Genomic DNA, 12786 nt, shown 5'->3' with positions numbered 1-12786 from the left:
GGCCGGCCCAAGGCCCGGAGGCGGTGCTCCCCGGGAGGGCCCGGCGCTCGGGGTGCGGGACCCCCGGATGCGCCCCGCGCAGGGGGTGGCGCGCATCATGGGGGGCATGTCGCCCGCCCGGTACGCCCTCCTCCGCATGGTCGCGGCGGTGCGCGGGCGCACCAGCCGCTGGGCCGGGTCGCCGCCCGCCCTCGATGTGATCGCCGCGGCGAGCTGCTTCTCGCTGATGGTCCTGGACGTCCCCGGGCTGGCCGGTGCCGACAACTCACTCACCGGTTTCACCGCGACCCTGGTGCTGGCCGCGGGCGCCTCGACCCTGGTGCTGCGGCGCCGGGCGCCCTGGGTGCCGTACGCGGTGGCGCTGGCGCTGCTCGGCTGGCTGCACGAGCTGACCCTCATCCAGTTCGCGCTCTACTCGCTGGGCCGGTTCCGGGGCCGGGCGGCCGCGGTCGCGGCGACCGCGGGCTATGTTGTCGTCGCGTACGCCCTGTTCCTGCTGCCCGGCTGGCCGGAGTACCGGGGGGACTCCCTCAGCTCCTTCCTGAGCCTGGTGGTGCCGATCGGGGTGCTGGCCGCGGGGGTGGGGATCGCCGCCTACCGGCACGACCTGGTCCGGGAGCTCCAGGAGCAGCGGGCCCGTACCGCCGCGGTGGAAGCCGTCCAGAACGAGCGGATCTCCGTCGCCCGGGACGTCCACGACCTGGTCGGCCGGGAGCTGACGGTGCTCGCCGTACGGGCCGAGGTACTGGCGGCCCGGTCCCGCGGCGGCGCCCATCAGAAGGACTTCGAGGAGCTGGCGGACACGGCCCGCCGGGCGCATCTGATGCTGAACGACACCCTGGTGCACCGGGCCGACGAGCGGACGGCCACCCCGGGGCTCGACGGGCTCGCGGCGCTGGCCGAGGAGAGCGGGGCGATGGGCAGCCCGGTGATACTGCGGATCGCGGACGCCGCGCACGCCCTGTCGCCGCTGCGGCAGGCCGCGGTCTACCGGGTGGTCCAGGAGTGTCTGACCAATGCCGCGAAGCACGCCCCGGGGGAGCGGGTCACGGTGACCATCGGCCCGGACGGTGCCGGGCTGCGGGTGGTCGCCCGCAACGCCCTCCCGGCGGCCGCCCCGCCCACCGAGCCGGTCTCCAGCGGCACCGGCACCTTCTCGATGCGGGAACGGGTCGCCAGCATGGGCGGTGTGCTGACCGCCGGTGCGGTGCGGGACGCCTACGAGGTGGTCGCCGTCCTTCCGGCGGGCGGTGACGGACCCCGGGCACCCGGCGCCGGCCGCGGATCGGCGGGCAAGCCGGCCGGCGGGCGCTGACGGACCCGCGGCGCGAGCCGTCCGCCGCGCCGTGAACCCCTGGGAGTGATCACCCGCCCGCGGCCTAGACTGGGTCCGTGAGTGAGCACCCCGCCGACCCCCAGCCGCACGAGCCGGAGCCGTACGAGCGCGATGTCTTCGACGACATCGTCGACGCGGAGACCGACCGCGACCCCGATCTGGCGGTGATCGAGGCGGGCAGCCGTACGCTGCGCGCCCAGGCCGGTCCGCCGGACGCCCAGGTTCCCGAGCCGCCCGCCGACCCCGAGGTCGCGGCCGCGCTGCGGGCCGTGGAGGCCGAGCTGGCCTCGCGCTGGGGCGAGACCAAGCTGGAGCCGTCGGTCCGGCGGATCGCGGCGCTGATGGACGTGCTGGGCGAGCCCCAGCGGGCGTACCCCTCGATCCACATCACCGGGACCAACGGCAAGACGTCCACGGCCCGGATGATCGAAGCGCTGCTGGCCGCGTTCGAGCTGCGCACCGGCCGCTACACCTCGCCGCACGTCCGCTCCGTGACCGAGCGGATCAGCCTGGACGGCGCCCCGGTGAGCGCCGAGCGCTTCGTCTCCGTGTACGAGGACGTCAAGCCGTATGTGGAGATGGTGGACGCGGCCGAGGACTACCGGCTGTCGTTCTTCGAGGTGCTGACCGGTATGGCGTACGCGGCCTTCGCGGACGCGCCGGTCGACGTCGCCGTCGTCGAGGTCGGCATGGGCGGCGAGTGGGACGCGACCAATGTGATCGACGCGACGGTGGCCGTGGTGACGCCCATCGACCTCGACCACACGGACCGGCTCGGCGGGACGACCGGCGAGATCGCCACCGAGAAGTCGGGCATCGTCAAGCAGGGCGCCACCGTCGTCCTGGCGCAGCAGCCGGTGGACGCGGCCCAGGTACTGCTGAAGAAGGCCGTCGAGGTGGACGCGACGGTGGCCCGTGAGGGCATGGAGTTCGGGATCGTGTCCCGGGAGGTCGCGGTCGGCGGCCAGCTGCTGACCCTGCGGGGTCTGGGCGGCGAGTACCCGGAGGTCTTCCTCCCGCTGTACGGCGCCCACCAGGCGCACAACGCGGTGGTGGCCCTGGCGGCGGTCGAGGCGTTCTTCGGCGTGGGCGCGGAGCATGCCCGGGAGCTGGATGTGGAGACGGTCCGCCGGGCCTTCGCCTCGGTGTCCAGCCCGGCCCGGCTGGAGGTCGTACGGCGCAGTCCGACGGTGGTGCTGGACGCGGCGCACAATCCGGCGGGCGCCCGGGCGACCGCCGAGGCGATCACCGAGGCGTTCGGCTTCTCCCGGCTGATCGGTGTGGTGGCGACCAGCGCCGGCAAGGACGTACGCGGTCTGCTGGAGGCGTTCGAGCCGGTCTTCGCGGAGATCGTGGTCACCCGGAACTCCACCGAACGGAGCATGGACCCGGACGAGCTGGCGGCGATCGCCGTGGAGGTCTTCGGGGACGAGCGGGTGGTCGTCGAGCCGCGGCTGGACGAGGCGCTGGAGGCGGCGGTGACGCTCGCCGAGGAAGAGGCCGAGTACGCGGGCGCCGGGGTGCTGGTGACGGGTTCGGTGTTCACTGCCGGGGAAGCCCGGCTGCTGCTGGGGAAGGGCTGACCTCTGATGCGTACGCTCGCCGCGTCCACCCTGATAGGGGAGTTCTTCGTGATCGGCTTCGCCGGTCTGGTGGCGATGAAGGACGACAGCCTTTCGCCGGGCACGGTCTGGACGGTCTGCGGGATCGCCATGGTGCTGTCGCTGCTGCTCTGCGGCATGCTGACCCGGCCCGGCGGGGTCCAGTTGGGCTGGGCCCTCCAGATCGGGCTGGTCGCCAGCGGTTTCGTGGTGCCGATGATGTTCATCCTGGGGGTCGCCTTCGCCGGTCTGTGGTGGGCTTCCGTCCACTACGGCCGGAAGATCGACGAGGCGAAGGCCCGCTGGGCGGCGCAGGCGGCGGCCCAGGGCAGTCCTGATCCGGTCTGAGCAGGTGTGCGGTACGGCCCGGTCCGATACGACGAGGCCACGGCCCGGCGGGGGTTCTCCCGCCGGGCCGTTTCCGTTTCCGGGCCCGGAGCCGCCCCGGAGGGCCCGGTCGAACCCCCGGACGCGCCGGTTGAACCCCCGGATACCCCGGTCGAACCCCCGGACGGGACCCGGTGCGACTGTTCGAGTGACGGGATGTAGCCTCACACCACCGCACAGGACCGTCCAAGGAGCTCCAGAACATGACCCAGCGCACCCTCGTCCTCCTGAAGCCGGACGCGGTCCGCCGCAAGCTCGTCGGCGAGATAGTGGGCCGTATCGAGGCCAAGGCCGGCTGGACCGTCGAGGCGCTGGAGCTGCGGCAGCTCGACCGCGCACTGCTGGAGCAGCACTACGCGGAGCACATCGGCAAGCCGTTCTACGAGCCGCTGGTGGAGTTCATGCTCTCCGGGCCGGTCGTGGCCCTGGTGGTCGACGGCGAGCGGGTGATCGAGGGAGTACGCCGACTGGCGGGCCCGACCGACCCGATTGCCGCGGAGCCCGGCTCCATCCGGGGGGATTTCGGCAGCATCGTCCGGGAGAATCTCATCCATGCCTCGGACTCCGAAGAGTCCGCCATTCGGGAACTGAAGATCTTTTTCCCCGGTCTTTCCTGAACCCGCTCTTTTCTGATCGGACGTCAGTCCTCACCGTTACGGCGGAGCCGTACGGCGCCCCGAGCAGCGCCCTCCGGCTCCGCCGACGGGGTCAATGGAGATCGGTGACCTGGGGCGACCGAAGGAATTCGGTCGCCCGTCGGCATATGCGGAAACTTTTCGGGAACGCATCGCTGCGACACCACGTCACCTATACAGAGGCGGTCCACCGCGCCGCTTCACCCGGTGCGGCACTACGATGGAAGCCGCCACTCCACAAGCATCCACCCTCGCCCTCCTGAAGAGCCGTCAAGGCTCCGTGAAGGAAGGCCACACGCATCCTCTTGGGGAAGAACATGTCGTTCATCGGCCGTGATATGGCTGTCGACCTCGGGACCGCCAACACGCTGGTGTACGTCAGGGGCCGGGGGATCGTTCTCAACGAGCCGTCCGTCGTCGCCATCAACACGAACACCGGTGGCATTCTCGCGGTCGGCGCCGAGGCGAAGAAGATGATCGGCCGGACGCCGGGCAACATCGTTGCCGTCCGGCCGCTGAAGGACGGCGTCATCGCCGACTTCGAGATCACCGAACGCATGCTCCGCTACTTCATTCTGAAGATCCACAAGCGGCGCTATCTGGCCCGGCCGCGTGTGGTGGTCTGTGTGCCCTCCGGTATCACCGGAGTCGAGCGCCGCGCCGTCATCGAGGCGTCCACCCAGGCCGGCGCCCGCCAGGTGCACATCATCGAGGAGCCGATGGCCGCGGCCATCGGATCCGGGCTGCCGGTCCACGAGGCCACCGGCAACATGGTCGTCGACATCGGCGGCGGCACCACCGAGGTGGCCGTCATCTCCCTGGGCGGAATCGTCACGGCACAGTCCATCCGGGTGGCGGGCGACGAGCTGGACAACGCGATCATCCAGCACATCAAGAAGGAGTACTCTCTCCTCCTCGGAGAGCGGACCGCCGAATCCATCAAGATCACCATCGGTTCGGCCTATGATCTCGACCAGGACGAGCACACCGAGATCCGCGGTCGCGACCTGGTCTCCGGGCTGCCCAAGACCGTGGTCATCTCGGCCGCCGAGGTCCGCAAGGCGATCGAGGAGCCGGTCAACGCCATCGTCGACGCCGTGAAGACCACCCTGGACAAGTGCCCGCCGGAGCTGTCCGGCGATGTGATGGACCGGGGGATCGTGCTCACCGGCGGCGGTGCGCTGCTGCGCGGCCTCGACGAGCGGCTGCGCCGGGAGACCGGGATGCCGATCCATATCGCCGAGGACCCGCTGGACTCGGTGGCGCTCGGCTCCGGCAAGTGCGTCGAGGAGTTCGAGGCGCTCCAGCAGGTGCTGGACGCCCAGCCCCGCCGCTAGCCCCGGACGGCGCGAGCCGCCGGGGCCGGCGCCCCGGCGGTACCGCACCGCCCCGGAGCGCCGGACCGGCCGGACGCACCGGCGGTGGCACGCCCAACAGAAGAACGTGCAGGAGGGCACACCGGCGGACGCGGTGTGCGGGGGAGGGCGATCGGCCCCGGAGCCGTGGCGGCCTCGGGGACACCCCCTGGACGGGTGTCTGCCGACCCGTGCGGACGATCGTTGAGCAGGACGGACGAAACACCACATTCCGACGAGGAAGGCACGGCCGCCGCACGTGAGGGACACACGAGAGAGCCGGCTGCTCCTGGTGCTGCTGATCGCCATCGCGTTCGCACTGATCACGGTGGACATCCGCGGCGGCGAGGACTCTCCGGTCGACGGCGCCCGGCAGGCCGCCGCCGCCGTCTTCGGGCCCGTACAGAACGGCGTCGCGACCGCCGTGGATCCCGTGGGCAACGCCATCGGGGCGGTCCGGGACTCCGGGGAGCGGCACGACCGGATCAGCGAACTGGAGCGGGAGAACGCCGAGCTGAAGGCGAAGCTCGGCAGCGACGACCGCAACCGCAGCCGGGCCCGGGAGCTGGACAAGCTGCTGCGGACGGCGGGGGCCGGCCAGTACCGCGTCAAGGCCGCCGAGGTCATCGCCATAGGAGCGGCCCAGGGCTTCTCCTGGACCGTCACCATCGACGTCGGCTCCCGGGACGGCATCAAGCGGGACATGACCGTACTCAACGGCGACGGTCTGGTCGGCCGGGTCACCACCGTCGGCCCGGGCACCTCCACGGTCCTGCTCGCCAGCGACCCCGGCTTCACCGTCGGCACCCGGATGGAGAAGACCGACGAACTCGGCTTCGCCACCGGACAGGGCGACCGGCCCCTGTCGGTCCAGCTCCTCAACGGCAAGTCCAAGGTGAAGAAGGGCGACCGGCTGGTCACCTTCGGCTCCCAGGCGTCCCGCCCGTTCGTGCCGGGCGTACCCATCGGCGAGGTGGTCCGGGTCGACCCGCTCGGCGGCGACCTCACCCGGACCATCCACGTTCGCCCCTATGTCGGCTTCAGCCGCCTAGACATCGTCGGCGTCGTGGTCTCGGCGCCCTCCAGTGACCCCCGGGACGCCGTACTGCCCGCCCGCCCCAAGGCCACCCCGATCCCGACCGTCACCGTCACCGTGACGCCCTCCGGTTCCCCGGGCGGCGCCCAGGAGGCGGGCGACGGGGCCGCCGCACAGGGCACCGACCCGCAGCTGGGCGACCGGCAGCCGGACACCCCCGTCGGCACCCCGGATCCGGCCGGCACCCCGGATCCCGGCGGCAGCCGGGGCCCGGGGCAGGACACCGGCAGCACTCCCGGCCGCACCGAAGACCAGCAGTAGGAGACCTGATGAGCCTCAACCGACTGCTCCTGTCGTCCGCCCTCGTGGTGGTCGCGCTCGTCGTGCAGGTCTCCGTCCTCGCCCGTCTCCAGCTCCCGGGCGCCGTCCCCGATCTGCTGCTGCTCACCGTCCTCGGCCTGGCCTTCGTCTACGGCCATGTCTCCGGCGCCCTGATCGGCTTCGGCGCCGGGCTGCTCGCCGATCTCGCGCCGCCCGCCGACCATGCCGCCGGACGGTACGCCCTGGTGCTCTGCGTGATCGGCTATCTCGCCGGGCTGGCCCGCCCCCAGGACGGCAAGGTGCGCTCCGCCACCGGCCCGATGGTGGTGGTCGTCGCGGCGGCCGTCGGCTCGACCCTGCTGTACGCGGGGGTGGGAGCCCTGGTCGGGGACACCGCGGCCGGCCAGGTGGGCCTGGGCGGGCTGCTGTTCAGCGCCGCCGTCTACGATCTGCTGCTCGCGCCGTTCACCGTGCCCTTCGTGATGGCCCTGGCCCGGCGGGCGGAGAACGATCCGGTGGCCGAGGCCCAGAGCGGCGGCGGGGACGTCTCCTCGGGCTGGCTGGCCTCCGGCACCGGACTGCGGATCGGCAGCCAGCGCGGCGGGCTGCGCCTGCGGTCCGCCCGGTCGAGAGCGTCCCGCGCGGGCCGTATCAAGGGCGTCAAGCGGCTGTGACCGAGGGAGGGGAACACACACCATGAGCAATATCCCGGAGACCGGGCGGACCCCCCGGGTCCAGATCCGGCTCGTCGTCATCCAGGTCCTGGTCTTCTCCCTCCTGCTCACCCTGGGCGGCCGGCTCTGGTACCTCCAGATCCGCAACGGCCAGGAGTACACGGACGAGGCGAAGAACAACGGCGTCCAGCGGGTGGTCCAGCCCGCGGTGCGCGGCTCCATCCTGGACGCCCGCGGTATCGCCCTCGCCGACAACGAGACCCGGCTGGTGGTCTCCGCGTCCCGTACCGAGCTGATGAAAATGCCGGACGACGGCAAGGCCGTCCTCACCCGGCTGGCCGCGGTCCTCGGCATGACCCCGAAGGAGGTCATGGACAAGGTCCGGCTCTGCGACTCCAAGACCCCCAAGCCCTGCTGGAACGGCTCGCCGTACCAGCCCATCCCGGTCACCGACGAGGCCACCACCCAGCAGGCGCTCCAGATCCGCGAACGCGCCGAGGACTTCAAGGGCATCACCGCCGAACCCACCGCGGTCCGCCGCTACACGGCCCCCGGCAAGGCCAATACCGCCCAGGTCCTCGGCTATCTCTCGCCCGTCACCGACGCCGAGATCGAGCAGGCCAAGAACAGCGAATCGCCCTACCTCCGCTCCGACCAGGTCGGTCGCTCCGGTATCGAGCGCACCTACGACAAGGCACTGCGCGGCAAGGCGGGCATCACCCGCTACGAGGTCGACAACCTCGGCCGGGTGATCGGCGAGGCCGCGCACGACAAGGCCCGGGCCGGCTCCAATCTGGTGACGTCCATCGACGCCCGGGTGCAGGCGGTCGCGGAGTACGAGCTGAACGAGGCGATGAAGGCCGCCCGCAAGGAGTTCGACCGCAACACCCGGGAGAACTACAAGGCCGACGCGGGCGCGGTCGTGGTGATGGAGAACAAGACCGGCCGGGTGATCGCCATGGCGTCCCTGCCGACATACGACCCCAATGCCTGGGTCGGTGGTATCTCCGCCAAGGACTATGCCGCCCTGACCAGCACCGATTCCAATTTTCCGCTGCTGAACCGGGCCATTCAGGGCCAGGCGGCGCCGGGCTCCATCTTCAAGGTGGTGTCGTCCGCGGCCGCCGTCCGGGCCGGATACTCGTTCAACGACACCTACCCCTGCCCGTCGTCGCTCTCCTTCGGCGGCCGCGAGTTCAAGAACTTCGAGTCCAAGGGGTACGGCTCCATCAATCTGGGCCGGGCGCTGGAGGTCTCCTGCGACACCGTCTACTACGGACTCGCCTACAACGAATGGCGCAAGGACGGCGGCATCAAGCCCAAGAAGGACGCCAAGAACTGGTTCTACCGCACGGCCCACGGTTTCGGGCTCGGTGCGGAGACCGGTATCGACCTGCCGAACGAGGTCAAGGGCCGGGTCCCGGACCGGGAGTGGAAGCAGCGCTTCTGGGAGGCCAACAAGGAATCCTGGTGCAAGACCGGCAAGAAGGGCGGGGACTACGGCGAGCAGGTCGCCTACGAGAACTGCCTCGAAGGCAACCAGATGCGCGCCGGTGACTCCGTGAACTACTCCATCGGACAGGGCGACATCCTGGTCACCCCGATCCAGATGGCGACGATCTACGCGGCCATCGGCAACGGCGGCACGCTCTGGAACCCCACCGTCGGCAAGGCGGTCATCAGCCCCGACGGCAAGTCGGTGGAGCTGATCAAACCGAAGTCCCACGGCAAACTGCCGATGGACAAGAAGACCAGGAACCAGATAAACGACGCCCTCGCGGGAGTCGTGAAGACCGGCTCGGCCGCCTGGCGGTTCCAGGGCTGGCCGCACGACAAGATCCCGATGCACGCCAAGACGGGTACCGCCGAGGTCTTCGGCAAGCAGACGACCTCCTGGTTCGCCACGTACACCGACGACTACACGATCGTGATGACGATCGCGCAGGGCGGTACCGGCTCGGGCGCCTCCGGTCCGGCCGTCCGCAATATCTACGAGGCGATGTACGGGCTCGACGAGAAGGGCGGCCAGGACCTCAAGCGGGCCCTGCTGCCGAAGCCGCAGCAGACCCTGCCGAAGGTCCAGCCCGACGGCAATATCTACGCGCCCGAGATCAGGCCGTACGTCCCGCCGAAGCCCGAGGGCGAGGAGGGCACGGCCGACGGCGGCACCCCGCCGGACCAGAACCAGAACCAGCAGAACCAGAACCAGGACCGGGACCAACAGGACCAGGACCAGCAGCTCGCGGGACCGCCCGCTCGGAGGGACTGAGACCGCATGGCCGGCACCAATGGCTTCTCCGTCTCCGGCTACGGACCGCAGCGCGGCGGGCTGTGGACACAGCTCAGCTCCCGCGACTCGATGGTCCGCCGTCTCGACTGGCCCCTGCTCTTCGCCGCCCTCGCGCTCAGCGGCATCGGCTCCCTGCTGGTGTGGTCCGCCACCCGCAACCGCACCGAACTGAACCAGGGCGACCCGTACTACTTCCTCTTCCGGCACATCCTGAACACCGGTATCGGCTTCGCCCTGATGATCGGCACGATCTGGCTCGGCCACCGCACCCTGCGCGGCGCCGTCCCGGTCCTCTACGGCATCTCGGTGGCGCTGATCCTGCTGGTGCTCACTCCGCTCGGCGCCACCATCAACGGCGCCCACGCCTGGATCGTGATCGGCGGTGGCTTCTCCGTCCAGCCGTCCGAGTTCGTCAAGATCACCATCATCCTGGGGATGGCGATGCTGCTCGCGGCCCGGGTGGACGCGGGCGACATGGCCCATCCCGACCACCGTACGGTCGCCAAATCGCTGGTCCTCGCCGTCGTACCGATGCTGATCATCATGCGGATGCCCGATCTGGGGTCCGTGATGGTGATGGTGGTGATCGTCCTCGGGGTGCTGCTGGCCTCCGGCGCGCCCAACCGCTGGATCCTCGGGCTGATCGGCGGCGGCGTCGGCGGAGCGGTGCTGGTGGCCGCGCTGGGGCTGCTCGACGAGTACCAGATCAACCGCTTCGCCGCCTTTGCCAATCCCGAGCTGGACCCGGCGGGCGTCGGCTACAACACCAACCAGGCCCGGATCGCCATCGGCTCCGGCGGGCTGATGGGCACCGGGCTCTTCAAGGGCTCCCAGACCACCGGCCAGTTCGTCCCCGAACAGCAGACCGACTTCGTCTTCACGGTCGCCGGGGAGGAACTGGGCTTCGTCGGCGCCGCGCTGATCCTGGTACTGCTCGGCGTGGTGCTCTGGCGCGCCTGCCGGATCGCCCGCGAGACCACCGAGCTGTACGGCACGATCGTGGCCGCCGGGATCATCGCCTGGTTCGCCTTCCAGGCCTTCGAGAACATCGGCATGACGCTCGGCATCATGCCGGTCGCCGGACTGCCGCTGCCGTTCGTCTCGTACGGCGGATCCTCGATGTTCGCCGTCTGGGTGGCGATCGGACTGCTCCAGTCGATCAGGGTCCAGCGGCCGATAACGGCCTGAGCAGGCCCGTCGGAGCGGCCGGGCACACCGTCCCGGCCGTTTCCGGCGTGTTCCGGGACTGCCGCGGCGAATCATCGCGAACTAGATTCGATATATGGCGGACACGAAGCGCGAAATCGAGCGGAAGTACGAAGCCACCCCCGACACCACCCTGCCGGACCTGACCCGGGTGACCGGAGTCTCCACCGTCGTCGACCACGGCACCACCGAACTCGACGCGGTCTACTACGACACCTCGGACCTGCGGCTCGCCGCCGCGTCCATCACCCTGCGGCGCCGCACCGGCGGAGAGGACGCGGGCTGGCACCTCAAACTCCCCGTGGCGCCCGGAGTGCGCGACGAGATCCGGGCCCCGCTCTCCGCGGCCGTGCCCCGCACCCTGAAGGCCCTGGTCCGGGCCAGGACCCGGGACGGCGCCCTGGAACCCGTGGTCCGGCTCCGCTCGGCCCGTGACGTCCTGCACCTCGTCGACACCGGCGGGGCCCTGCTCGCCGAGGTCGCCCGGGACACCGTACGGGCCGAACGCCTCGACGACGGCCGGACCGCGGCCTGGACCGAGATCGAGGTGGAACTCGCCGACGGCGCCGACCCCGCCCTGCTGGAGAAGGTCGGCAAAAAGCTCCGCAAGGCCGGGATCAAGGGCTCGGACGCCCCCTCCAAACTGGCCCGCGCCCTCGGCGAGACCGGACTGGCGCCCGCCCCCCGACCCGGCCCCGCCGCCGGTCCCGGCAGCGCGGGCGCCGAGGTGCTCGGCTACCTCCGCGACCAGGTCACGGCCCTGCTCGCGCACGACCCCGGGGTCCGGCGCAACCTCCCCGACGCCGTCCACCAGATGCGGGTCGCGACCCGCAGGCTGCGCAGCGCGTTCCGCTCGTACTCGGGAGTGCTGGACCGCACGGAAACCGACCCGCTCGGCGAGGAGCTGAAGTGGCTGGCGGGCGAGCTGGGCGCGGCCCGGGACACCGAGGTCCTCGCCGAACGCCTCCGGGGCCGGCTCGACGCCCTGCCCAGGCCCCTGCTGGTGGGCCCGGTCCGCGGCCGCCTGCGGATCTGGACCAACGCCCGCGGCTCGGGCTCCCGCCGCCGGGCGATCACCGCCCTCGACAGCAGGCGGTACACCGCCCTGCTGGCCTCCCTCGAAGGGCTGCTCGCCGGGCCGCCGCTGCGGAAACGGGCCGCGGGCACCCCGGAGACGGTGCTGCCCCGGGCGCTGCGCAAGGACTACGCGCGGCTCGCCGACCGGATCGAGTACGCCCTGTCGCTGCCCGCGGGCCACGACCGCGACCTGGCCATGCACGACGCCCGCAAGGCCGCCAAACGGGCCCGCTACGCCGGTGAGGTCGCCGTCCCCGCCCTCGGCCGCCCCGCCGGGCGCTTCGCCAAACGGATGAAGGCGGTCCAGACGGTCCTCGGCGACCACCAGGACAGCGTGGTCGCCCGGGACACCCTGAAGCTGCTGGCGGCCCAGGCCCACGCGGCCGGGGAGTCCGCCTTCACCTGGGGTCTGCTCTACGGCCAGGAGCAGCGCTCGGCCGCCGACCGGGAGCGGGAACTGCCCGGGGTGTGGTCGAAGGCCGGCCCCGAGCAGCTGCGGGGCGCCGTCGGAAGCTGACCCTCCGCCGCGGGAGCGGGCTCGGGGCCCGTTCGGGGGAGTGGGGGCACGGCCGATCGGGGTACGCTGGATGGTCACCCCTGCCAGCTCACGAAAGCCCTGAGATCTCTGAGATGTCTGCTGCCGAGTCGGTCTTCCCACAGCTCGAGGCTCTGCTCCCGCATGTGCAGAAGCCGATCCAGTACGTCGGCGGTGAGCTGAACTCCACCGTCAAACCGTGGGAGTCGTGTGACGTCCGCTGGGCGCTGATGTACCCGGACGCGTACGAGGTCGGACTGCCCAACCAGGGCGTCATGATCCTCTACGAGGTACTCAACGAGCGCGAGGGTGTGCTCGCCGAGCGGACGTACA

General features: G+C 71.2%; 10 protein-coding genes and 1 pseudogene. All 11 read left to right on the top strand.

The window, feature by feature from the left end:
• Positions 1 to 106: 106 nt before the first annotated feature.
• Positions 107 to 1315, top strand: a complete 1209-nt coding sequence (locus ACWDR0_RS24625; protein ID WP_456353927.1) for a sensor histidine kinase — start codon at positions 107 to 109, stop codon at positions 1313 to 1315.
• Between the two features lie 77 nt (positions 1316 to 1392).
• A complete protein-coding gene (gene folC, locus ACWDR0_RS24620; RefSeq protein WP_456353926.1) occupies positions 1393 to 2919 on the top strand; it encodes a bifunctional tetrahydrofolate synthase/dihydrofolate synthase in 1527 nt (508 codons plus the stop codon).
• 6 nt (positions 2920 to 2925) lie between these two features.
• Positions 2926 to 3285, top strand: a complete 360-nt coding sequence (locus tag ACWDR0_RS24615; protein ID WP_456353925.1) for a DUF4233 domain-containing protein — start codon at positions 2926 to 2928, stop codon at positions 3283 to 3285.
• Positions 3286 to 3527: 242 nt separating this feature from the next.
• Complete coding sequence (gene ndk / locus ACWDR0_RS24610) at positions 3528 to 3941, top strand: nucleoside-diphosphate kinase (protein WP_456353924.1); 414 nt, start codon at positions 3528 to 3530, stop codon at positions 3939 to 3941.
• A 335-nt stretch (positions 3942 to 4276) separates the two neighbouring features.
• Positions 4277 to 5296 carry a rod shape-determining protein gene (locus ACWDR0_RS24605; RefSeq protein WP_006349316.1) on the top strand — a complete coding sequence of 340 codons (1020 nt, stop codon included), beginning with the start codon at positions 4277 to 4279 and terminating at the stop codon, positions 5294 to 5296.
• Between the two features lie 277 nt (positions 5297 to 5573).
• Positions 5574 to 6671: a rod shape-determining protein MreC gene (gene mreC / locus ACWDR0_RS24600; RefSeq protein WP_456353923.1), complete on the top strand. Its 1098-nt coding sequence runs from the start codon at positions 5574 to 5576 to the stop codon at positions 6669 to 6671.
• 8 nt (positions 6672 to 6679) lie between these two features.
• Entirely contained in the window at positions 6680 to 7345 is a 666-nt protein-coding gene (mreD, locus tag ACWDR0_RS24595; RefSeq protein ID WP_456353922.1) for a rod shape-determining protein MreD, read from the top strand.
• 22 nt (positions 7346 to 7367) lie between these two features.
• A complete protein-coding gene (mrdA, locus tag ACWDR0_RS24590) occupies positions 7368 to 9614 on the top strand; it encodes a penicillin-binding protein 2 (RefSeq protein ID WP_456353921.1) in 2247 nt (748 codons plus the stop codon).
• Positions 9615 to 9620: 6 nt separating this feature from the next.
• Positions 9621 to 10823, top strand: coding sequence for a rod shape-determining protein RodA (gene rodA, locus ACWDR0_RS24585; RefSeq protein WP_456353920.1), 1203 nt, complete (start codon positions 9621 to 9623; stop codon positions 10821 to 10823).
• Positions 10824 to 10917: 94 nt separating this feature from the next.
• Complete coding sequence (locus ACWDR0_RS24580; protein ID WP_456353919.1) at positions 10918 to 12435, top strand: CYTH and CHAD domain-containing protein; 1518 nt, start codon at positions 10918 to 10920, stop codon at positions 12433 to 12435.
• A gap of 113 nt (positions 12436 to 12548) precedes the next feature.
• Positions 12549 to 12786, top strand: a pseudogene (locus ACWDR0_RS24575) (TIGR03960 family B12-binding radical SAM protein); the annotation flags it as partial.

The organism is Streptomyces sp. NPDC003691 (assembly GCF_053981115.1).
Note: the sequence above shows the minus strand (reverse complement) of the source record. Positions and strands in the feature narration are given on the sequence as shown.